Consider the following 20,246-nt stretch of genomic DNA (forward strand, 5'->3'; position numbering starts at 1 on the left):
CACAGGCGTTTTCAAACATTTGATTTGTCCATTACCCGAACAGGGCGTCGATGGCATCCTGGGAGGTGCGGTTCGGGTCGCTGTCCAGGGCCGGTCCGTTCAGGAGAGCCTCGTCTCCTTCCCGCTCCGGCATCTTGAACGCCTCCACGTCGTTGAAGCTCTCCAGGCCGCCCCAGATCTGCGCCATCTGGGTCACGCGCTCCTCGATGAACTTCATCGAGCCCACGACCTTGCTGATGCGCTGGCCGGTAATGTCCTGGAAATTGCAGGCTTCAAAAATCGTGATCACCCGGTCCGAAATCCGCCGGGCCATCTCGGCATCGTCGCCCGACAGGCGGGAGGCCAGCGATCCGGTGATCTCGTCGATCTCTTCCGCCGCCGCCAGGATACTGTTGGTGGCAGCCTCCGTGCCGCAGACCACGGCTCCGAGCTCGTCGGTGACACTCGTCACCTGCCCGCCCGGGCTGTGGGAGTGCAGGGTCGCGATTTCGCGCTTGGTGCGCTGGATCGACTCCGTGATGGCGTCGAGCTCATCCTTGAGGTGGAGCGCCTCGCGCAGATCGGTTCGGATCTGATCCAGAAGGGCCTTGGAGGCCCCACTGCTCGGCTCCAAAGCAGCGTGAATAGCCGCCATGCCCCGCATGATCTCGGCATGCCGCCGGGCGGCGATGCTCTCGCGGGACTGGGCCAGGAGATCCAGGCTCAAAGGGTCAAAGGATACAGGCGGTGGGAGACGCATGGCGACTACTCACCCAGCACGGCGGCGATCTTCGACCGAAGGGTATCGGCGTTGAAGGGCTTGACGATGTAGTTGTTGACGCCGGCCTGCTTGGCCGCGACCACGTTCTCGGTTTTGGCCTCGGCGGTGATCATGATGAAGGGCAGGCTGCCTAGCTCCGCATCGGCCCGCACCTGCTGCAGCAGCTCGAAGCCGGTCATGGGCGCCATGTTCCAGTCGGAGATCACCAGCCCGTACTTCTTCTCCTTGAGCTTGCCCAGAGCCTCGGAGCCGTCCTTCGCCTCGTCGACGTCGTTGAAGCCGATCTGCTTCAGCAGGTTGCGGATGATGCGCAGCATCGTCTGGTAATCGTCAACGATGAGCACCGGAAGAGACGTGTTCAATGCCATGATGGTTCGGCCTGCAAAGTGAGAAAGGAAATGTGAAGAAGGACTTTTGAGGGACGCTTCTTCGAAAAGGTTGTTCGGTCCTTGCCTTATCCTGCACGATGCTTGCCTCAAGCTGGCGTCACCGCAGCAAAAGGCCCGGCCAAACGGCCGGGCTTCGAAGTTTTATCTCATGGCGTTTGGCGTTCAGTGCCGCAGGCCAGGAGCCTCCTGGCCGGTGCGCGCCACGTATTCAGTGTAGCCGCCGCCATATTGGTGAACACCCTCCGGGGTGATTTCCAGGAGGCGGTTGGACAGGGCAGCCAGGAAGTGGCGGTCGTGCGAGACGAAGAGCATGGTGCCCTCGTACTTCGACAGCGCGTCGATCAACATTTCCTTGGTGGCAATGTCCAGATGGTTCGTGGGCTCGTCGAGCACCAGGAAGTTCGGCGGATCGTAGAGCATCTTGGCCATCACGAGGCGCGCCTTCTCGCCGCCGGAGAGCACGCGGCATTTCTTCTCCGCATCGTCCCCTGAGAAGCCGAAGCAGCCGGCGAGCGTGCGCAGGGACCCCTGCCCGGCCTGCGGGAAGGAATCCTCCAGGAACTCGAACACCGTGCGGTCGCCCTCCAGGACCTCCATGGCGTGCTGGGCGAAGTAGCCCATCTTGACGCTCGCCCCGATGGTCACCGATCCCTCGTCGGGCGCGGCGGCGCCCGCCACCAACTTCAGGAGCGTCGACTTGCCGGCACCGTTGACGCCCATGACGCACCAGCGCTCCTTCCGGCGCACCCCGAAGTCGAAGCCCTCATAGATGCTGCGGCTGCCATAGCGCTTATGCACGTTCTTGAGGCTGACCACATCGTCACCTGAGCGCGGCGCGGGCAGGAAATCGAACGCCACAGATTGCCGGCGCTTGGGCGGTTCCACCCGGTCGATCTTTTCCAGCTTCTTGACCCGGCTCTGCACCTGGGCGGCATGGGAGGCACGCGCCTTGAAGCGCTCGATGAACTTGATCTCTTTCGCAAGCATCGCCTGCTGGCGCTCGAATTGCGCCTGCTGCTGCTGCTCGTTCAACGCACGCTGCTGCTCGTAGAATTCGTAGTTGCCCGAATAGGTCGTGAGGGAGCCGCCGTCGATTTCCATGATCTTGTTGACGATGCGGTTCATGAAGGCGCGGTCATGCGAGGTCATGAGCAGCGCGCCGTCATAACCCTTCAGGAACTCCTCCAGCCAGATCAGGCTCTCGAGATCGAGATGGTTGCTCGGCTCGTCGAGGAGCATCACGTCCGGGCGCATGAGCAGGATGCGGCCAAGCGCGACGCGCATCTTCCAACCGCCCGACAGGGCGCCGACATCACCGTCCATCATCTCCTGGGAAAAGCCGAGGCCTGCCAGAACCTCGCGGGCACGGCCCTCCAGCGAATAGCCGTCGAGCTCCTCGTAGCGCGCCTGCACCTCGCCGTAGCGCTCGATGATCTTATCCAGATCGTTCGCTTTGTCCGGATCGACCATCGCGGCTTCGAGCTCGCGCAGCTCGGCCGCCACCGCGCTCACGGGGCCGGCGCCCTCCATCACCTCGGCGGCGGCGCTGCGGCCCGCCATCTCGCCCACATCCTGGCTGAAATACCCGATGGTGATGCCGCGATCGACGGAGATCTGGCCCTCGTCCGGCTGCTCCTCCTTGGTGACCATCCGGAAGAGCGTGGTCTTTCCCGCGCCGTTGGGGCCCACGAGTCCGATCTTCTCGCCCTTCTGAAGGGTACCCGACGCCTCGATGAAGAGGATCCGGTGGCTGCTCTGCTTGCTGACGTTCTCGATACGAATCATGGGTCTTTGAAACTTGAAGATGTTGGACGGCGCAGAAAAAGCCCGGCCTTGAGGCCGGGCTTTTCATGGACATGGTTCAGAGCGTGGCGGCTTTAGGCCACGAACTGTCCGTGGCAGTGCTTGAACTTCTTGCCCGAACCGCAGGGGCAGGGCTCGTTGCGACTGACACGGCCCCAGCTGGCGGGGTCGTTCGGGTCGCGGGACGGCGTCGGCTCGGTGGCGGCAGCAGCCGCAAAGCCGAGCGCCGGACCAGCCCCGGAGGCGCCGCCGCGGGCCAAGTCGAACTCGTTCTCGCCGGTGGCGGGATCGAGGTGCTGGGCAAACATGGGCGGCAGCTCCTGCGGCTCCGGCTGCTGGAACACCACCTGGATGCGCATGAGCTGGCCCGTCACCTGCTCGCGCAGATGGCCGATCAGGCCGTTGAACAGCTCGAAGGCCTCGGACTTGTACTCGTTGAGCGGATCGCGCTGGGCGAGACCGCGCCAGCCGATGACCTGACGCAGGTGGTCGAGGGTCACGAGGTGTTCGCGCCAGAGGTGGTCGAGGCTCTGCAGCAGAACCTGCTTCTCCACATAGTTCATGACCTCGGCTGAGTTCGCCTCGACGCGCTCGGCATAAGCCTCGTCGGCCGCCTTGGTGATGCGCTCGCGGATCTCGTCGTCGGCAATGCCCTCTTCCTTGGCCCATTCCTCGACCGGCAGATCGAGGTTGAGGAAGTTGAGGACATTCTCCTTCAGGCCTGCCACGTCCCACTGCTCGGCATAGGCATTCTCGGGGATGGCGCGGGCGACGACGTCCTCGATCACCCCGTGGCGCATGTCGTCGATGGTCTCGCGCACGCTCTCCTGCGCCATGAACTCCTTGCGCTGCTCGAACACGACCTTGCGCTGGTCGTTCATGACGTTGTCGTATTTCAGGATGTTCTTGCGGATGTCGAAGTTGCGGGCCTCGACCTTCGCCTGCGCCCGCTCGATGGCCTTGTTGATCCACGGGTGGATGATGGCCTCGCCTTCCTTCAGGCCGAGCTTCTGCAGCATGCCGTCCATGCGGTCGGAGCCGAAGATGCGCATCAGGTCGTCCTGGAGCGACAGGTAGAACTTGGAGCGGCCCGGATCGCCCTGGCGACCGGAGCGGCCGCGCAGCTGGTTGTCGATGCGCCGCGACTCGTGACGCTCGGTGCCGAGCACGTAGAGGCCGCCGGCGGCGAGCGCCTTCTCCTTGAAGGACGCCACCTCGTCGAGGATCTCCTTCTCGCGACGGGCGCGCTCCTCGCCCTCGACGCCGGCGAGCTCGCGCTCGACGCGCATCTTGGCGTTGCCGCCAAGCTGGATGTCGGTGCCGCGGCCGGCCATGTTGGTGGCGATCGTGATCGCGCCCGGCACGCCGGCCTGGGCGACGATGAAGGCCTCCTGCTCGTGGAAGCGGGCATTCAGCACCGCGAAGTGCTTGGTGCCGCGTCCGGCGCGGGCGTCGCGGTAGAGAGGCTCCAGCGCCTGCGGGTTTTCGAAGTCGATGAGGGTGTAGCCCTCCTTGACCAGCATATCGGCCAGATGCTCGGACTTCTCGATCGAGGTGGTGCCCACCAGGATCGGCTGTCCCTTGGCGGAAGCCTCCTCGATATCGCGGATCACAGCCTTGTAGCGCTCCTCGAACGTCCGGTAGACCTCATCGTCGTCGTCGATGCGGGAGACGGGGCGGTTGGTCGGGATCTCGACCACTTCGAGGTTGTAGATCTCCAGGAACTCGTCTGCTTCGGTCGCCGCCGTGCCGGTCATGCCGCCGAGCTTGTCGTAGAGGCGGAAGTAGTTCTGGAACGTGATGGAAGCGAGCGTCTGGTTCTCGGGCTGGACCTGGACCTTCTCCTTGGCCTCGAGCGCCTGGTGCAGGCCCTCCGAGTAGCGGCGGCCCTGCATCATGCGGCCGGTGAACTCGTCGATGATGACCACTTCGCCGTTGCGGACGATGTAATCCTTGTCGCGCTGGAACAGGGTATGGGCGCGCAAAGCCTGGTTCATGTGATGGACCAGGGTGGCGTTCTGGGCGTCGTAGAGATCGCCCTCCTTGAGCAGGGCGATTTCCCGCAAGAGCCCTTCGATCTTCTCGGTCCCGTCTTCGGTGAGCGACACGGAGCGCTGCTTCTCGTCGAGATCGTAATCGCTCTTGTCGAGACGCGGGATCACCACGTCGATGGCATTGTAGAGGTCGGAGCGGTCATCGAGCGGACCGGAAATGATCAGCGGCGTGCGGGCCTCGTCGACCAGGATCGAGTCCACCTCGTCCACGATGGCGAAGTTGTGGCCCCGCTGGACCATCTGCGCCATCTCGTACTTCATGTTGTCGCGAAGATAATCGAAGCCGTATTCGTTGTTGGTCCCGTAGGTGATGTCCGCCGCATAGGCCTGGGCGCGCTCCACATCGTCGAGCCCGTGGACGATCACGCCGACGGACAGTCCCAGGAAGCGGTAGATCTGGCCCATCCACTCCGAGTCGCGCTTGGCGAGGTAATCGTTCACCGTCACCACGTGCACGCCCTTGCCGGCGAGCGCATTCAGGTAGACCGGGAGCGTCGCCACCAGGGTTTTGCCCTCGCCGGTGCGCATCTCGGCGATCGACCCCTCGTGGAGGACCATGCCGCCGACGAGCTGGACGTCGAAGTGGCGCTGGCCCAGCGTCCGCTTGGCCGCCTCGCGAACGGTGGCGAAGGCCGGCACCAGGATGTCGTCTAGGGTTTGGCCTGCCGCGAGCTGAGCCTTGAAGTCCTCCGTGCGGGCGCGGAGCTGCTCGTCGGACAGGGCCTCCAGCTCGGCCTCCATCGCGTTGATGGCCGCGATCTTGGGCCGGTAGGACTTCAGCCGGCGATCATTGACCGAGCCAAAGATTTTCTTCGCGAGAGAACCGAACATCGGGAGCCTTCGAAATTCCGTAAAGAGACAAGGGGCGTTTGCGCCGCCTTATAGACCTAATTATGCCAGAGTGCATCTTAAAGGCTGTGCCTGAGTGGCGCAGCCTCAAGGGCCGCCCGGAAGGGCCTTCAAGACCCCGCGAGCGGCGATGCTGTGACATAAATATGCCATCACTTGCAAACGTAAACACATTCGGCCATCTGATCGTCGCTGTCCGTGGGCGATCACGCTCACCAGAGGAAACATTAATGAATCGCTCACTTAACGTTCGGAAGAGCCTTCTGACCCTCGGCGCCGCCTTGCCGCTTCTGGCCGGCCCTGCCCTTGCCCAGACCCCTCCTGCTCCGACCCCGCCGGCTCCCGCGACCTCGGCGGCCGCCGTGCCGGCGGTCGACCCCGCCAAGGTGGTGGCCCGCGTTAACGGCATCGAGATCACGGAAGGCGACCTGGCCATCGCGGCCGAGGACTCGGCCCTGCAGATGCCCAACGTCCCCGACGAGCAGAAGCGCGAGCTTCTGACCGGCTACCTGATCGACCTGAAGCTCGGTGCCAAGGCAGCCGAGGCCGCCAAGGTCGGCAGCGGGGCCGAATTCGCCCGCAAGCTCGCCTATAACCGGGACAAGACCCTTCTCGACGAATACCTCGAGCAGGAGTCCAAGAAGGCCGTGACCCCGGAGGCTGCCCGCAAGCTCTATGACGAGACCGTCAAGAGCGTGCCGGCCGAGCAGGAGGTCCGGGCCCGCCACATCCTGGTGGAGAACGAGGACGACGCCAAGAAGATCGCAACCCGCGTGAAGGGCGGCGAGGATTTCGCCAAGGTGGCCGGCGAGGTCTCCAAGGACCCAGGCTCCAAGACCGACGGCGGCGACCTCGGCTTCTTCACCAAGGACCGCATGGTCGAGCCCTTCGCCGAAGCGGCCTTCAAGATGGAGGCCGGCCAGATCTCCGATCCCGTCAAGAGCCAGTTCGGCTGGCACGTGATCAAGGTCGAGGAGAAGCGCAACAAGCCGGCCCCGACCTTCGAGGAGACCAAGGATCAGGTGGAAACCTATCTCGCCCGCAAGGCCCAGCAGGATCTGATCCTCGGCCTGCGCAAGAACGCCAAGGTCGAGCGCCTGGACGACAAGGGCAATCTCGTCGAGCAGAAGCAGCCGTAAGGTCTTCAGCTTCAGAAAAGTTCAGGGCGGCCTTCGGGCCGCCCTTTTCGTTTGAGGACACTCTCGCTGTCATCCCCTCGAAGGCGGAAATCCCTATCCAGTAACGACCAAGGGCGAAGTCGCGCAGCGTTGCGTACAATGACGTTCGCTGAAGCTTGCACTTGACAAAAAGCGTTAAAAAACCACAGGTCGCGCTCGCAACGTCGTATCCCAACAGCTCTTGCCCGGGTCCTCCATGTCCAAGACAGTGTCTCCGCTCGCGCCCACGTCGTTTCCGACGCTTCCCTCGCTCGAGGGTGTCAGGATCGCCACGGCAGAAGCCGGCATCCGATACAAGAACCGGACGGACGTGCTCTATGTGACGTTGCCGAAGGACACGGCCGTGGCAGGTGTTTTCACTCGCTCCAAATGCCCCTCGGCCCCGGTCGACTGGTGCCGCAAGAATTTGAGCAAAGGCACCGCGCGGGCGCTGGTGGTCAACTCGGGCAATGCCAACGCCTTTACAGGCAAGAAAGGCGCGGAAGCAGTCAAGCTCACCGCCGATATCGCCGCCGAGGCTGCGGGCTGCCGCGCCTCACAGGTCTTCATCGCGTCCACCGGCGTCATCGGCGAGCCCCTCGATGCCACCAAGTTCCAGGGCGTCCTCGCGGCCTGCGAGAAGAAGGCGAAATCCACCGGCTGGACGGATGCCGCCAAGGCCATCATGACCACCGACACCTTCCCGAAGGTGGCGACCCGCACGGCGAAGATCGGCGGTGTCGACGTGACGATCAATGGCATCGCCAAGGGCGCCGGCATGATCGCCCCCGACATGGCGACCATGCTGTCCTTCATCTTCACCGATGCGCCCATCAACGCCCCTGCGCTGCAGGCTCTGCTGAAGAAGGGCGCCGACAAGAGCTTCAACTGCGTGACGGTGGACAGCGACACCTCCACGTCCGACACGCTGCTCTTCTTCGCCACGGGCACGGCCGCCGCCAAGGGAGCGCCCACCATTTCGCTGCCGAGCGACCGGCGCCTCAAGGAGTTCCGCGCCGCGCTCGAGGGCTTGCTCTGCGACCTCGCCCAGCAGGTCGCCCGCGATGGCGAGGGCGCGCGCAAGTTCGTCACTGTGAAGGTAACCGGCGCCACGGGCGCAACGTCCGCCAAGCGCATTGCCATGGCGATTGCCAACTCACCCCTGGTGAAGACCGCGGTCGCCGGCGAGGATGCCAATTGGGGCCGCGTTGTCATGGCGGTGGGCAAAGCGGGCGAGCCCGCCGAGCGGGACAAGCTCGCGATCTGGTTCGGCGACATCCGCGTCGCCGTGAAGGGCGCCCGCGATCCGGACTACGATGAGGCCAAAACCTCCACCTATATGAAGGGCGACGAGATCACGATCCGCGTCGATCTCGGCCTCGGCCGCGGTGAGGCCACCGCGTGGACCTGCGACCTCACCAAGGCCTATGTGGAGATCAACGGCGACTACCGGAGCTGAATGCTGCCTCGGCTGAGCGGCTAAGGAATAACTTTGACAGTGACCTGAACTGGCCACGTCCTGTCACTGCCCCACCGGTCTTTTCCGACCCAAGCCCACGTAAACTGATCCGAACCGGTGAACCCAGCCCTTGCCAAATAAATCACAGATGTTCCCTGCGCAGTCGCAGATCCAATAGACGCCTTGTTTAGGATTCGCGCTTCGGAAATGGCAGCAAGCGAGCCACCCAAAGTAATCCTGCATGGTTTTCCGGCTCTAACCGTCATCTCCAGATCGGCAGTTTCTCCCTGTGCGGTTCGAAAAGCAGGATAGGAGCAATTTTTGCCCTGCAGGAGTTGTGCCTGCGCATCGTTGGTCGAATAGAATAGGAAAATCGAAGTAGCGATCGCAATCAGGTGTCGCATGTGCCCCCACAAGCTGTGTTTTGACCTTTATTTGATACAATCTTGATTGTATCTATCCGGCCGATTGGAAATCGATGAGTTCTTTGTGTTTCAGCAAGGTTAAGGAACAACGGTGATTTTCCGCCGGATGGTTACCTTCATCGGCCCGCCATACTGCCCCTGCCCTATAAAGGTGTAGGCGAATTCGTCAGCGCCTTGATAGCCGGGCTTGGCGAGGTAATAGGGCTTGAGACCTTCGACGCCTGCCCTGCCGACTTTAGGCTTTTGCGAAATCACCGTTTCGGTGAGCGCACCCGGAATGCCACTGATGTTGAAGAAGCAGCCTTTCCCCGCTTTCACGGTCATTGCGCTTTCGATCTCTACGATCTCGCCGCTGAAGTAGACCGGCGCCCCTGAGCAATCCTGAGCCTCCGCAGCGGATCCAAGGGCCAGACAGCTTACGAGGCTTGCTGCCACGAGGAAGAGATGTTTGCTCATTGGAGACCTCCTTGCGTTGTCATATGCGTAATTTAGTAACATGAACTGATTTATACCGAGACGCATTTTCAGCAAAAAGGTGAATCGGGCGCTCACGCCGAACCTGTGCCGTCACGCACACCAGATTTCAGTTCGCTCCGGCCCGGAAATCAGGCTAAGAACCGGCCCGACCTCTCACGCTACGCGCCCAAGCGGATCTCCGACGTGCCCCCTCTCAAACTCACCCTCGTCGTCGCCGTCGCCCTGATCGACACGGACAACCGCATCCTTCTGGCCGAGCGGCCGGAGGGCAAGCAGCTGGCGGGCTTGTGGGAGTTTCCCGGCGGCAAGGTCGAGCCGGGCGAGCGGCCGGAGGAGACGCTGATCCGGGAGTTGCGCGAGGAGCTTGGGATCATCGTGAAGGAACCCTGCCTCGCGCCGTTGACCTTCGCGAGCTACGGTTACGAGACCTTTCACCTGCTCATGCCGCTTTATATCTGCCGTCGCTGGGAGGGCTTGGTGCAGCCGATGGAGGGACAGGGGCTGAAATGGGTAAAGCCGCAGGAGCTGCGCTCTTACCCCATGCCGCCAGCCGATGAGCCGCTGATCCCCTTCCTCGTCGATCTCCTGGTCTGAGGGCGCCCATGTCCGCCGCACAGGGTGAAGCCGCCGCGCTTCCCACAGCTCCGACCCCGGTCTTCATGGCGACGAACCTTCTCGTCTGCTCAATGCTGTGGTCCACCTCGTTCCTGTTCATCAAGCTCAGCGGAAGCATAAACCCCTTCGTGCTGGCATCGATCCGCGGCCTCATTGGCGCGTCCGCCCTGGCCTTGTGGTTTGCCGTACAGGCCAAAAGCTTCCGTCCCGACCATGGCCAATGGCACCATTGGGTGGTGCTCGGCGCCTTCAACGGCTGGATCCCGAACGTCTTGACGGCGCATGCGCTGACCCAAATCGGAACCGCTCCGGCGGCCATGATCCAGGCCTCGGGGCCGCTCATCGTCGCGATTCTGTCGCACCTGCTTTACGCGGACGAACGGCTGACCCCGCGGCGCTTCGTGGGTGTCGTCGTCGGCCTTGCAGGCATGGGCATTCTCATTGGACCTGCGGCCCTGCCGGACAGCGGCATCAGCGCCTGGGGGGTGCTCACCATGGTGGCGACCGCCTTCAGCTATGCCGCCGCGAATCTCTATGTCCGCTCGATCAAGCATGCTGACCCGGCCCGCCTCGCTCTCGGTCAGCAGATATGCTCCGCCATTCCGGCAACCGCGTTGGCCCTCGTCTTTGCAGGCCCTTCCGCCTTTGCAGCGGTGCCGGACAGTGCGGTTTCGCTGCTGGCGCTCGGCATCGTCTCGACCGCCCTGCCGATCCTGCTCTTCATGCGGCTCATCCGCCGCGCCGGTCCGACCCGGGCCTCGATGGTCGGCTATCTCCAGCCGGTCTGGACGGTGACCCTTGCCGTCCTTTTCCTCAACGAGCATATCGGTCTGCGCGAGATCATCGGCGGTGCCGTCGTGCTAACCGGCGTGGCGCTCGTGTCGTTGAGCGGGCGGATCAGATCAGCTCGCTGAGTATGGCGCGCGTCTCGGTTGGGATCTCCACCGGTGTCTGGGTTTTCCGGTCCACATAGACATGGACGAAGTGGCCCTGCGCGGCCGCCGCTCGGGCCCCTTGCTTGAAGATTCCGATCCGATAGCGCACCGACGAGCGCCCGAGATGCGCCACCGCAATCCCGGCCTCCAGCGCGTCGGGAAAGGCCACGCTCTCGAAATAGGTGCAGCCCGACTCGACCACGAGGCCGACAACAGGGCTCTTGGTGATCGCGAGCAACCCCTTCTCGACCAGCCAGCCGTTCACGGCGCTGTCGAAATACGAGTAGTAATGCACGTTGTTCACGTGCCCATAAGCATCGTTGTCCATCCAGCGGGTGGCGATGGGGCGAAAGAACTTGAAGGCGGAGCGCTCAGGGCGCGCGGGACGGTCCGACATGGGGACGTTCACCAGGCCGCTTCGTAGATCGCGCGCGCATCATCAAGGCTAAGCGGGCGTGGGTTATTCACCAGAAGACGCGTCTGCTTCATCGCATCCTCGGCCATCATCGGCAGAGCCTCCTGCGGAATGCCGACGTCGCGCAGGCGCGGCTGCAAGCCCACCTTGGTGCACAGAGAGGCCAGCGCCTCGACGAAGGCCGATCCCGTTGTGCGGCCTTCGAGCTCCGGGAAGGCGTAAGGGGCGAGCTCCGCGTAAGATTGCTCGCAAGCGCTTGCATTGAAGCGCAGCACATGCGGCAGCACGAGGGCGTTGGAGAGCCCGTGCGGAATGCCGAAATGCCCGCCGATGGGATAGGCCAGGGCATGCACGGCGGCGACCGGGGAATTGGCGAACGCCTGGCCCGCCAGCATGGAGCCCAGCAGCATGGCGGAGCGCGCCTCCCCATCCTGTCCCTGATGCACCGCGCGCTCGATGTTGCGCCCGAGCAGGCGCAGCGCCTCCTTGGCCAGTGCCTGCGAGACCGGATTGTTGTTGGCACTCGTCGAGGTATAGGCCTCGATCGCGTGCACCATCGCGTCGATGCCGGTGGCGGCCGTCACATGCGGCGGAAGACCGAGCGTGAGATCGGGATCGAGCAGCGCGATGTCTGGGATGATGAGCGGCGACACGACGCCCTTCTTCTCGTGTGCGCCGGTGGTCACAATGGAGATCGGCGTCACCTCCGATCCCGTGCCTGCGGTGGTGGGAATGGCGAGCAGGGGCAGGCGCGGTCCTTTCGCGACCCCCACGCCGTAGATGTCGGACAGGGCCTCGCCGCCGGCAGCCAGCAGCGCCACGAGCTTTGCCACGTCGATGGAGGAGCCGCCACCGAAGCCGATCACGGCGCGCGCGTCGAACGCCTTCGCTTTCGCAACGGCTGCGAGCACCGCGTCTTCCGGCGGATCGGCCACGACCGCATCGAACACGTCGACGGCGATGCCTGCCTCCTCCAGAGCGCGGAGAGCCGACGCGATGAGCCCGGCTTTCACGAGACCTACATCGGTGACGAGCGCCACGCGAGGCCCGAGACGATGAGCCGCGATCTCGCCGAGACGCGCGATGCTGCCGGAACCGAAGACGAGGGACGGAGTGGTGTTGAAGGTGAAGGGCGACATGGATATTTCCTCTGGCGCCGAAGATGCCTCGTGCTTGCCGAGGCAGCAACCCGGATCCCTTACACCCTTAGGAGAACGTCCTAATCCTCGAACTCCTCGATGGCATCCACCTTGTTCGGATAGAAAGCCAAATGCTCTTTGATGCTGGCCACCGAAGGAAACGGCTGCTCATAGCTCCAGGCCGCATTCTCCCGCACGAGCCCGCCTCCATTGACGGTGAAGTAGGAGGCCTCGCCCTTGAAGGGGCAATGGGTGTGGTGATCGGTCGAGTCCAGGAGGTCCATGTGCACATCCTCGCGTGGGATGTACTGCACCGGCGGGTAGTTCGCCTCCTGCAGGGTGAGCGCCTGCGTGGTTTCCGCGACGATGAAGCCGCCGAGCATGACCCGGATGCGATGCGGGTTCTGCGTGATGGTGATCGGGTGATCCGGGCCGGGCTCCCTCATGGCACTTCCTTCTCCAAGACAGGCTCTCTGGAGAATGAAGATAGGGCAACCTGGTTGCACCCCAAGGCGTGGGCAGGCCGGCTAATCCTTGCCAGGCTTGGATTCAGATTTGGGAACGCCTTCCTTCACGCCCAACGCATCGGCCAGCCGCACCTTGGCGGAGCCGGGGCGCAAGGGCTTTTGCTGGCTTTCATGCGGCGTCCAGCCGGAGAGCCAGACGATCTCGAAGGTCGCCGGGATCCGGCCGTCAGGCTCACCGAAGCGCTCTGCGTAGATCTCTGCCGTCCGCATCAGGGTGGCGCGCCGCAGCGGGGTCCGGCGGCGGTCGTTCAGCGCGTTGGTCAGTCCCATCCGGCGCAGGTCGCGCATAAGCGCGAAGGCATTGGCATAGCGCACCCGGACGATATCGGAATCCGTCACTGGCAGGGCAAAGCCAGCCCGCTGTAGCAGGCCGCCGATGTCGCGAAGATCTGCGAAGGGCGCCACCCGGGGGCTGACCCCGCCCTCCACCTCCGATTCGGCCTGGGTGAGGGACTGACGCAGCTCGGTGAGCGTGCTCCCGCCGAGCAACGCCCCGACGAAGAGGCCGTCGGGCTTGAGAGAACGCCGAATCTGAATGAGGGAGCCCGGCAGGTCGTTGACGGAATGCAGCGAGAGGAGCGACACGGCGAGATCGAAGCGCTCGCCCGAGAACGGCAGCCGCTCCTCGTCGCCCAGGATGCTTCCCGGTTCCGGCACCGGCGACAGGCGGATCACCGTCCCGGCGCGCCCGCTCCGGCGTAGGGCTTCTGCCGCAACCGGAGTGGGGGTGCCTACGTCGAGCGCAAGCGGAAACTCCCGCAGCACGGTCGAGAGCCGCTCCTCCAGATCCTCGACAACGCGGACCAGCAGGAAATCGGCATAGCCTTGGTGCAGCGCACGGAACAGGCGGCGACGGACGAGGGGACGGTCGAAGACGAGAGGCGTGCTCATGAGGCGCTGGATATGGCGTGTGAATTCAGAAGAACCAAGAACTTTTTGGAGCACATGCCTGTCATCCCCGGCGGTTCCTCAGGACCGGGAAGGGGATCCACTCACACGCTCAGCGCTATGGATTCCCTTCCCCTCCGCTGCGCTCCGGCTGGGAATGACACCAGTGCTCGTAAATCCGGAGAATCCCTGCTCGTCCACTCCAGGTTCATCGGCTAAGCTTCGCCCATGAGCGAGCCTCTCCACGTTGAGCCGATCCAACTCCGCGCCCGCCTCCGTCGTGGAGCGCAGGAGGCCTGGCGCTTGGCTCTGAGCCTTCTCTACCCACCGACCTGCATCGCCTGCCAAGCCGCCACGGGGGAGCCTCACAGTCTCTGCGCGACCTGCTGGTCGGGGGTGCGCTTTATCGAGCGCCCCTATTGCGAGCGGCTCGGAACGCCGTTTACGGTCGATCTCGGCCAGCCCCTGCTCTCGCCGGCGGCCATCGCAGATCCGCCGGTGTTTCAGCGGGCTCGAGCCGTCGCCGAATATGACGGCACCGCAAGCCTCCTCGTTCATCGCCTGAAATACAACGACCGCCTCGAACTCGCCCGCGCACTCGGCGGAATGATGACACGGGCCGGGGCAGAGCTTCTGGCGGAGGCGGATGTGATCGTGCCTGTGCCGCTCCACCGCTGGCGGCTCTGGTGGCGGCGCTTCAACCAGGCCATGGCACTGGCGAAAGCCCTCTCAACGGAGAGCGGGGTGCCTTGCGATCCTTTCCTGCTCGCTCGTGTCAAGCGCACCCGTCGACAGGTGGGGCTCACCAAGGCGCAGCGGCAGGAGAACCTGCAGGGTGCTTTCCGAGTGCCGGTAGACGCCAAGCCGCGGCTGCAGGGCAAGCGGGTGCTCCTCGTCGACGACGTGCTCACGACCGGGGCCACGGCCAACGCCGCCTCCCGGGCGCTCCTGCGCGGCGGGGCGGCCTCCGTCGACGTTCTGGCCTTCGCCCGGGTGGTGAAGGAGTTGTGAAGGAGGTGCAAAGCTTCCTATATCCTCCCGACCACAGGAGAACTCTCTGCCATGTCTGCCATCACGATCTACACGAAGAGCTGGTGCCCTTATTGCTCGGCCGCTAAGAAGCTCCTCACCGAGAAGGGTGCCGAATTCACCGAGATCGATATCGAGAAGAAGCCCGAAGCCAGGGCCGAGATGATTCAGAAGGCCAAGGGCCGCTCGACCGTGCCGCAGATCTTCATCGGCGAAAAGCATGTCGGCGGCTGCGATGACCTGTATGATCTTGATGACAGGGGCCAGCTTGAGCCGTTATTGCAGGCCTGACGGAGACCGATTACCCATGACCCCAGCCCGCTTCACCGCCGCCTGCATCCAGATGCGCTCCGGGCGCGATGTCCTGAAAAACCGCGACGCTGCCGTGGCCCTCGTGCGCCAAGCGGCGGACCAGGGCGCGCATTTCGCCCAGACGCCGGAGATGACGTCGCTCGTCTGCCGGGATCGGGCCGAGCTATTCGAGAAGGTCGGGCCGGAGGCGCAGGATCCTGTACTGGCGGCGCTTCGCGAGGTGGCGCGGGAGCGAGGCATCCTGATTCAGATCGGCTCCATCGCCGTGAAGGAGGGCGACAAGGTCGCCAACCGGGCCTTCCTGATCGACCAGGGCGGCGAGATCATCACATCATACGACAAGATCCACCTCTACGACGTGGACCTACCGAACGGCGAGAGCTGGCGCGAATCGGCCACCTATACGGGCGGTTCCTCAGCTGTGGCCGCCGAGACGCCCTGGGGCTATCTCGGCATGACGATCTGCTACGACGTGCGCTTTGCCGCCCTCTACAAGGCGCTCGCCGAGAACGGAGCCTCATTCCTGTCAGCGCCGGCTGCCTTCACGAAGCAGACCGGCGAGGCGCACTGGCATATCCTGCACCGGGCGCGTGCCATCGAGACCGGCTCCTTCATGATCTCCGCCGCGCAAGCGGGACTCCACGAGGACGGGCGCGAGACCTACGGCCATTCGCTGATCGTCGATCCCTGGGGCCGCATTCTGGCGGAAGGTGGCACGGAGCCCGGCGTGTTCCTGGCCGAGATCGACACCGCCCTCGTGGCGGAGGTGCGCGGCCGCATTCCGACCCTCAAGAACGCCCGCCCCTTCAAGGTCGAGATCGTCCCCACCATCGAGACGGATCGGGCGGCCACCGCCTGATCCCCTTCCCTTTCCAGGTATGAATCCTTACGTCTCACCAGGACATGATCAAGTACGCCCTGGCCTGCGAGCAGGCCCATGAGTTCGAGAGCTGGTTTCCCTCAAGCGACGCGTTCGAGACGCAGCGCAAGCGCGGTTTCGTGACCTGTCCGTTCTGCAACTCGGCCAAGGTCGAGAAGCAGATCATGGCCCCGTCCGTCGCGCGCACGGACAAGGCGCCGGATGCACCGGCTCCAGAGCCGCAGGCCATGGCAGTTCTCTCGGATCGGGAACGCGAATTGCGGGCGGCTTTGCGGGCGTTGCGTGAGCACGTGATGAAGAATTCCGAGAACGTGGGCAAGGACTTCGTCGAGGAAGCACGCAAGATGCATTTCGGCGAAGCGGAGGAGCGCTCGATCTACGGCGAGGCGGACCTTGCCGAGGCGCGAGCGCTCCTGGAGGAAGGCATCGACGTGCTTCCTCTGCCGATTGTCCCTGACGACAGGAATTAGGAGCGGCGCCCCGCCGTCCCACCGTTTTTAAGACAGTCTATTTCTTCGGCGTGATCAGCTCGACGCCGAGTTGGGTCTCCCCCTTGAAGGCCCAAATGCTCTTGTAGCCACCCTTGTTCTCGTCGTCCTCGACGAGAAGCGCCGTCCCGCTGGAGCCTTTGCTGGTGAAGCTCGCCGCGAGAAAGCGCTCGTCGCCGATCGCGAAACCATCGTACTTCTCGCCGGCGATGTTCCAGGTGAGCTTGAACGTATCCTTGCTCGTCTGAACGATGGTCAGCGTTCCGGTGTAATCGCTGTCTGGTTCGCCGTTATTGCCCTTGACCGCATAGACGCCAGGGCCGCCGGCCACGGCCGGAAGGCTCACGCCCATGGCAAGGCCCATCAGGGCCAGTCCGAAAAGCTTGGATTTGATCATGTGTTGTCTCCCACTGGGGACCCTCGGAGCCAGAGGCTCAGCGCTGATAGGTGAATGTCGAGATGGAGCAGACATTGACGGCGCGCCTTACATGGGAGGAGCCATCGGTAAAGATCGCCTTGAAGTCGAACTTGCACGCTCCCGAGCCGTCATCGATGTCGATGTCGAACACTTCCCCATTCGCCAAGGTGTCCGAGCCGAGGATATCTTCTTCCCAGTCGTCGGTTCCGGTGGCAGAGGCATAGAACTCCGCCATGGTCATTCCCGTATCGTTGACGATATCGACATGCCGGTTGGCAGCATTCGCCGCGCTGAAAGCAGACATGGCAAGAAAGCCGGCCATGGTAAGGCTGGTGATGGTCTTCAAGATTTGCCCCTCAAGGTTGCAGTGATGGCAAGATTGCCCTGCAGGATGCATCTCAGTTACAGCGAGCCTAGCTGTTGGGGACTTTTATTGTCTCGATTCAGCAAGATGCAGATCCGACATAGCATAGCTTACCTTAAGGAAGCATTTTCGGCAGGATCGACCGCTCCGGTTCTTCATGATCGGACTGAACTCTGTTCCAGGGTCGACGTTTCAACCTCCTAGATTGACTCAAGAGAGGCCAGTGGCAGGGGCTGATTTGGCGACTTTTTTCACCAGTGACACCCATTTCGGCGATCCCAGGGTGCTGCGCATCGACAAGCGCCCGTTCAAGACGATCCCCGAACATGATGAGGCGCTCATCGCCAACTGGAACGCGGTTGTCTCGCCCGACGACGAGGTCTGGCATCTGGGCGACTTTGCCCTTCATGTGCGCCCGGAGCGGATTGACGAGTTGCTGGGGCTCCTCAACGGCCGCAAGCACCTGATCACCGGCAACAACGACGGCGCGGCAACCCTTGTGGCCAAGAGCTGGGAGAGTGTGCAAGCTTATGCCGAACTGATTCTCGACGGCCATGCGGTGGTGATGTGCCATTACGCCTTCCGCACCTGGAAGAACATGGGCCGCGGCTGGATCGACCTGCATGGCCACTCCCATGGCAAGCTTAAACCCCAGACCCGGCAATACGATGTGGGCGTGGATGCCTGGGATTACCGGCCCGTCACCCTTGAGACGGTGCTGGGCACCCGACGCCGGTACGTGGCTGCCAGGACAGCCTGATTCCGCAGAGTTGCTCCTGGTTTTGTTATTAGACGGAATCGGTTGCAGGCGGTTTATCCGAACCGTTCCCCATAAGACCAGTTGGGCTCGATAAGGAGTCACGGATGGATCGGCCGAAAAGCAACGTGAGGCCCACCCGACGCATCTCGCTGATGCGCCGGTTCTTCGACAGCGAGGCCTCCGGCGGCATGATCCTCATGGGCGTAACGGTGATCGCCCTCGTGATCGCCAACTCGCCCCTGGCGGACACCTATTTCGGCCTGCTCAAAACCTATGTCCTGGGCCTGAGCGTCCTGCACTGGATCAACGACGCGCTCATGGCGGTGTTTTTCCTGCTGGTGGGGCTCGAGATCAAGCGCGAGATGCTGGACGGCCAGCTCTCCACCTGGCCGCGGCGCATGCTGCCCGGCATTGCGGCCCTCGGCGGCATGGTCGTGCCGGCGCTCGTCTATCTGGCGATCACATGGAACGAGCCGCATCTCCGCTCCGGCTGGGCGATCCCGGCCGCTACCGACATTGCCTTCGCGCTTGGCGTCCTGGCAATTCTCGGCTCGAAGGTACCGACCTCCCTCAAGATCTTCCTGACGGCGCTGGCGATCCTCGACGATCTCGGCGCGATCATCATCATCGCCCTGTTCTACACAAGCGACCTGTCGCTGACGATGTTGGGCGCGGCTGCCCTCTGCCTCGTCGTGCTGGTGGCCTTCAACCGCTTCGGGATCGTGTCGCTCTTGCCCTATCTCGCCGTCGGCGCGGTGCTGTGGTTCTTCGTTCTGAAATCGGGCATCCACGCCACGCTGGCGGGCGTCGCATTGGCGCTCACCATTCCGCTCCAGGCTGCCCCGAAGAAGACACGTGCCGAGGACGCGCCCCTTCACCGGCTTGAGCATGCCCTGCATGGGCCTGTGGCCTATGCGATCATCCCGATCTTCGGCCTCGCCAACGCGGGCGTGTCCCTGTCCGGGCTTTCACTCGATGCAATTTTAAGCCCCCTGCCGCTTGGCATTGCCTTAGGCCTCTTCATCGGCAAGCAGGCAGGTGTCTACGCCTTCTCGGAGCTGGCGATCAGGCTCAACCTCGCCGATCTCCCGGCTGGCGCAACGCGCGCTCAATGCTACGGCGTTTCCCTGCTCTGCGGCATCGGTTTTACCATGAGCCTGTTCATCGGGGCGCTCGCCTTCCCGGGCCAGCCGGAGCTGGGGGACGCCACCAAGATCGGCGTGCTCATGGGCTCCGCCCTCTCAGCGCTGGCAGGCTATCTGGTGCTCAGCGTTGCGCCGCGGGAACAGCCGCTCAAGCCTTCGAGGCCAGCAGCATATAATTGACGGCCGTGTCGCGGGACAGGGACCAGCTGTCCCTCAAGGGGTTGTAGGCAACGCCCTTGAGGTCATCGACCCGAAAGCCCGCACCTTCGATGGCGGCGGTCAATTCCTCAGGGGTGACGAACCTGTCCCATTCGTGGGTGCCCTTGGGCAGCCAGCCCAGGATGTACTCGGCCCCCACGATGGCGGACGCGAAGGAGCGCAGGGTCCGGTTGATCGTCGCCATGGCGAGAGCCCCGCCTGGGTTCATGGCCTGAACGCAGGCGCTCACGAAGGCCTGCCGGTCGGCCACATGCTCCACCACCTCCATGGCGAGCACCATGTCGAACGTCTCCCCTCGCGCGACCACGGCTTCCACGGTCTCATTCCGGTAATCAACCGACACCCCTGCCCGTTCCGCGTGGAGCTTTGCGACGGAGATGTTCGTGGGCGCAGGATCGAGCCCCGTCACGGTTGCTCCCAGGCGCGCGAGCGGCTCGGAGAGCACGCCCCCACCGCAGCCCACGTCCAGGATGGTCAGCCCTTCGAGCGAGCGGGCCGAGCGGGGGTCACGCCCGAAGCGGCGGCAGGCTTCGTCGCGGATATAGGCCAGACGCACAGGATTGAACTTGTGCAGGACCTTCATGGGGCCTTTCGGGTCCCACCAGGTGCTGGCGATCTTGTCGAAACGAGCGACCTCGGCGGGGTCGATGGTGGTGGATACGCCGTGGGTCATCGAAGCCTGATTCCTGAGGTCAAAGAATTGATTCCCGCGCGTTGACAGGGCGCGGCCCTACCGTCA

The 20,246-nt window shown here is 63.5% G+C and carries 22 protein-coding genes; 10 read left to right on the forward strand and 12 right to left on the reverse strand.

The genetic code is table 11. The features are described from left to right. Positions 1 to 31: 31 nt before the first annotated feature. The 4 genes from I2H36_RS08135 to secA all read right to left on the reverse strand — a co-directional run bounded on the left by I2H36_RS08135 (position 32) and on the right by secA (position 5,837). Positions 32 to 739: a protein phosphatase CheZ gene (locus tag I2H36_RS08135; RefSeq protein ID WP_196263392.1), complete on the reverse strand. Its 708-nt coding sequence runs from the start codon at positions 737 to 739 to the stop codon at positions 32 to 34. 5 nt (positions 740 to 744) lie between these two features. Further along, the gene (locus tag I2H36_RS08140; RefSeq protein ID WP_036358554.1) at positions 745 to 1,128 is read right to left on the reverse strand and encodes a response regulator; all 384 of its coding nucleotides are present in this window, start codon (positions 1,126 to 1,128) and stop codon (positions 745 to 747) included. 183 nt (positions 1,129 to 1,311) lie between these two features. After that, positions 1,312 to 2,934 (reverse strand): ribosomal protection-like ABC-F family protein, encoded by a 1,623-nt coding sequence (gene abc-f, locus I2H36_RS08145; RefSeq protein ID WP_196263393.1) that lies wholly within the window; start codon positions 2,932 to 2,934, stop codon positions 1,312 to 1,314. A gap of 92 nt (positions 2,935 to 3,026) precedes the next feature. Beyond that, positions 3,027 to 5,837 (reverse strand): preprotein translocase subunit SecA, encoded by a 2,811-nt coding sequence (gene secA, locus I2H36_RS08150; protein WP_196263394.1) that lies wholly within the window; start codon positions 5,835 to 5,837, stop codon positions 3,027 to 3,029. Positions 5,838 to 6,085: 248 nt separating this feature from the next. On the opposite strand from secA, the gene I2H36_RS08155 reads away from it, so the two are divergent. Together I2H36_RS08155 and argJ are read left to right on the forward strand one after the other, a co-directional pair. Then, positions 6,086 to 6,994, forward strand: a complete 909-nt coding sequence (locus I2H36_RS08155) for a peptidylprolyl isomerase (protein ID WP_196263395.1) — start codon at positions 6,086 to 6,088, stop codon at positions 6,992 to 6,994. 235 nt (positions 6,995 to 7,229) lie between these two features. Next, positions 7,230 to 8,471 (forward strand): bifunctional glutamate N-acetyltransferase/amino-acid acetyltransferase ArgJ, encoded by a 1,242-nt coding sequence (argJ, locus tag I2H36_RS08160; RefSeq protein WP_196263396.1) that lies wholly within the window; start codon positions 7,230 to 7,232, stop codon positions 8,469 to 8,471. A 503-nt stretch (positions 8,472 to 8,974) separates the two neighbouring features. Here argJ and I2H36_RS08165 read toward each other — a convergent pair. Beyond that, on the reverse strand, positions 8,975 to 9,352 hold the full coding sequence (locus tag I2H36_RS08165; RefSeq protein ID WP_196263397.1) for a hypothetical protein: 378 nt from the start codon (positions 9,350 to 9,352) through the stop codon (positions 8,975 to 8,977). 204 nt (positions 9,353 to 9,556) lie between these two features. Here I2H36_RS08165 and I2H36_RS08170 point away from each other — a divergent pair, with 204 nt between their 5' ends. Further along, positions 9,557 to 9,967 (forward strand): NUDIX domain-containing protein, encoded by a 411-nt coding sequence (locus I2H36_RS08170; protein WP_196263398.1) that lies wholly within the window; start codon positions 9,557 to 9,559, stop codon positions 9,965 to 9,967. An 8-nt stretch (positions 9,968 to 9,975) separates the two neighbouring features. Further along, the gene (locus I2H36_RS08175; protein ID WP_196263399.1) at positions 9,976 to 10,902 is read left to right on the forward strand and encodes a DMT family transporter; all 927 of its coding nucleotides are present in this window, start codon (positions 9,976 to 9,978) and stop codon (positions 10,900 to 10,902) included. On the opposite strand, the gene I2H36_RS08180 is transcribed toward I2H36_RS08175, so the two are convergent. The 4 genes from I2H36_RS08180 to I2H36_RS08195 all read right to left on the reverse strand — a co-directional run bounded on the left by I2H36_RS08180 (position 10,886) and on the right by I2H36_RS08195 (position 13,895). Beyond that, positions 10,886 to 11,320 carry an acyl-CoA thioesterase gene (locus I2H36_RS08180; protein WP_196263400.1) on the reverse strand — a complete coding sequence of 145 codons (435 nt, stop codon included), beginning with the start codon at positions 11,318 to 11,320 and terminating at the stop codon, positions 10,886 to 10,888. The two genes, I2H36_RS08175 and I2H36_RS08180, sit on opposite strands and share 17 nt — an antisense overlap. An 8-nt stretch (positions 11,321 to 11,328) precedes the next feature. Continuing rightward, positions 11,329 to 12,477, reverse strand: a complete 1,149-nt coding sequence (locus I2H36_RS08185; RefSeq protein WP_196263401.1) for an iron-containing alcohol dehydrogenase — start codon at positions 12,475 to 12,477, stop codon at positions 11,329 to 11,331. Between the two features lie 80 nt (positions 12,478 to 12,557). Next, a complete protein-coding gene (locus tag I2H36_RS08190; protein WP_196263402.1) occupies positions 12,558 to 12,923 on the reverse strand; it encodes a DUF427 domain-containing protein in 366 nt (121 codons plus the stop codon). A gap of 81 nt (positions 12,924 to 13,004) precedes the next feature. After that, positions 13,005 to 13,895, reverse strand: coding sequence for a methyltransferase domain-containing protein (locus I2H36_RS08195; RefSeq protein ID WP_196263403.1), 891 nt, complete (start codon positions 13,893 to 13,895; stop codon positions 13,005 to 13,007). Between the two features lie 225 nt (positions 13,896 to 14,120). Here I2H36_RS08195 and I2H36_RS08200 point away from each other — a divergent pair, with 225 nt between their 5' ends. Genes I2H36_RS08200 through I2H36_RS08215 form a run of 4 tightly spaced genes read left to right on the forward strand, consistent with a single transcriptional unit; the run spans position 14,121 to position 16,583 of the window. Then, the gene (locus I2H36_RS08200; protein WP_196263404.1) at positions 14,121 to 14,903 is read left to right on the forward strand and encodes a ComF family protein; all 783 of its coding nucleotides are present in this window, start codon (positions 14,121 to 14,123) and stop codon (positions 14,901 to 14,903) included. A 51-nt stretch (positions 14,904 to 14,954) separates the two neighbouring features. Continuing rightward, positions 14,955 to 15,212, forward strand: a complete 258-nt coding sequence (gene grxC, locus I2H36_RS08205; protein WP_196263405.1) for a glutaredoxin 3 — start codon at positions 14,955 to 14,957, stop codon at positions 15,210 to 15,212. Positions 15,213 to 15,228: 16 nt separating this feature from the next. Beyond that, positions 15,229 to 16,092, forward strand: a complete 864-nt coding sequence (locus tag I2H36_RS08210) for a carbon-nitrogen hydrolase family protein (protein ID WP_196263406.1) — start codon at positions 15,229 to 15,231, stop codon at positions 16,090 to 16,092. Positions 16,093 to 16,136: 44 nt separating this feature from the next. After that, on the forward strand, positions 16,137 to 16,583 hold the full coding sequence (locus I2H36_RS08215) for a DUF1178 family protein (protein WP_196263407.1): 447 nt from the start codon (positions 16,137 to 16,139) through the stop codon (positions 16,581 to 16,583). A gap of 37 nt (positions 16,584 to 16,620) precedes the next feature. On the opposite strand, the gene I2H36_RS08220 is transcribed toward I2H36_RS08215, so the two are convergent. Both I2H36_RS08220 and I2H36_RS08225 read right to left on the reverse strand, forming a co-directional pair. Further along, positions 16,621 to 16,998 carry a hypothetical protein gene (locus I2H36_RS08220; RefSeq protein ID WP_196263408.1) on the reverse strand — a complete coding sequence of 126 codons (378 nt, stop codon included), beginning with the start codon at positions 16,996 to 16,998 and terminating at the stop codon, positions 16,621 to 16,623. A gap of 37 nt (positions 16,999 to 17,035) precedes the next feature. Continuing rightward, positions 17,036 to 17,365, reverse strand: a complete 330-nt coding sequence (locus I2H36_RS08225; RefSeq protein WP_210330997.1) for a hypothetical protein — start codon at positions 17,363 to 17,365, stop codon at positions 17,036 to 17,038. Between the two features lie 256 nt (positions 17,366 to 17,621). On the opposite strand from I2H36_RS08225, the gene I2H36_RS08230 reads away from it, so the two are divergent. Continuing rightward, a complete protein-coding gene (locus I2H36_RS08230; RefSeq protein ID WP_196263409.1) occupies positions 17,622 to 18,143 on the forward strand; it encodes a metallophosphoesterase family protein in 522 nt (173 codons plus the stop codon). A 104-nt stretch (positions 18,144 to 18,247) separates the two neighbouring features. Next, entirely contained in the window at positions 18,248 to 19,468 is a 1,221-nt protein-coding gene (gene nhaA, locus I2H36_RS08235) for a Na+/H+ antiporter NhaA (RefSeq protein ID WP_196263410.1), read from the forward strand. On the opposite strand, the gene ubiG is transcribed toward nhaA, so the two are convergent. After that, a complete protein-coding gene (ubiG, locus tag I2H36_RS08240; RefSeq protein ID WP_196263411.1) occupies positions 19,437 to 20,180 on the reverse strand; it encodes a bifunctional 2-polyprenyl-6-hydroxyphenol methylase/3-demethylubiquinol 3-O-methyltransferase UbiG in 744 nt (247 codons plus the stop codon). The genes nhaA and ubiG overlap by 32 nt on opposite strands. Positions 20,181 to 20,246 lie beyond the last annotated feature (66 nt).

The organism is Microvirga terrestris (assembly GCF_015694425.1).
In the GTDB taxonomy this organism is placed as follows: Bacteria; Pseudomonadota; Alphaproteobacteria; order Rhizobiales; family Beijerinckiaceae; genus Microvirga; species Microvirga terrestris.

Coding starts and splice junctions, on each gene's coding strand:
- I2H36_RS08135 (WP_196263392.1), bottom strand. CDS start 739: ATGCGTCTCCCACCGCCTGTATCCTTTGACCCTTTGAGCCTGGATCTC.
- I2H36_RS08140 (WP_036358554.1), bottom strand. CDS start 1,128: ATGGCATTGAACACGTCTCTTCCGGTGCTCATCGTTGACGATTACCAG.
- abc-f (WP_196263393.1), bottom strand. CDS start 2,934: ATGATTCGTATCGAGAACGTCAGCAAGCAGAGCAGCCACCGGATCCTC.
- secA (WP_196263394.1), bottom strand. CDS start 5,837: ATGTTCGGTTCTCTCGCGAAGAAAATCTTTGGCTCGGTCAATGATCGC.
- I2H36_RS08155 (WP_196263395.1), top strand. CDS start 6,086: ATGAATCGCTCACTTAACGTTCGGAAGAGCCTTCTGACCCTCGGCGCC.
- argJ (WP_196263396.1), top strand. CDS start 7,230: ATGTCCAAGACAGTGTCTCCGCTCGCGCCCACGTCGTTTCCGACGCTT.
- I2H36_RS08165 (WP_196263397.1), bottom strand. CDS start 9,352: ATGAGCAAACATCTCTTCCTCGTGGCAGCAAGCCTCGTAAGCTGTCTG.
- I2H36_RS08175 (WP_196263399.1), top strand. CDS start 9,976: ATGTCCGCCGCACAGGGTGAAGCCGCCGCGCTTCCCACAGCTCCGACC.
- I2H36_RS08180 (WP_196263400.1), bottom strand. CDS start 11,320: ATGTCGGACCGTCCCGCGCGCCCTGAGCGCTCCGCCTTCAAGTTCTTT.
- I2H36_RS08185 (WP_196263401.1), bottom strand. CDS start 12,477: ATGTCGCCCTTCACCTTCAACACCACTCCGTCCCTCGTCTTCGGTTCC.
- I2H36_RS08190 (WP_196263402.1), bottom strand. CDS start 12,923: ATGAGGGAGCCCGGCCCGGATCACCCGATCACCATCACGCAGAACCCG.
- I2H36_RS08195 (WP_196263403.1), bottom strand. CDS start 13,895: ATGAGCACGCCTCTCGTCTTCGACCGTCCCCTCGTCCGTCGCCGCCTG.
- I2H36_RS08200 (WP_196263404.1), top strand. CDS start 14,121: ATGAGCGAGCCTCTCCACGTTGAGCCGATCCAACTCCGCGCCCGCCTC.
- grxC (WP_196263405.1), top strand. CDS start 14,955: ATGTCTGCCATCACGATCTACACGAAGAGCTGGTGCCCTTATTGCTCG.
- I2H36_RS08210 (WP_196263406.1), top strand. CDS start 15,229: ATGACCCCAGCCCGCTTCACCGCCGCCTGCATCCAGATGCGCTCCGGG.
- I2H36_RS08215 (WP_196263407.1), top strand. CDS start 16,137: ATGATCAAGTACGCCCTGGCCTGCGAGCAGGCCCATGAGTTCGAGAGC.
- I2H36_RS08220 (WP_196263408.1), bottom strand. CDS start 16,998: ATGATCAAATCCAAGCTTTTCGGACTGGCCCTGATGGGCCTTGCCATG.
- nhaA (WP_196263410.1), top strand. CDS start 18,248: ATGGATCGGCCGAAAAGCAACGTGAGGCCCACCCGACGCATCTCGCTG.
- ubiG (WP_196263411.1), bottom strand. CDS start 20,180: ATGACCCACGGCGTATCCACCACCATCGACCCCGCCGAGGTCGCTCGT.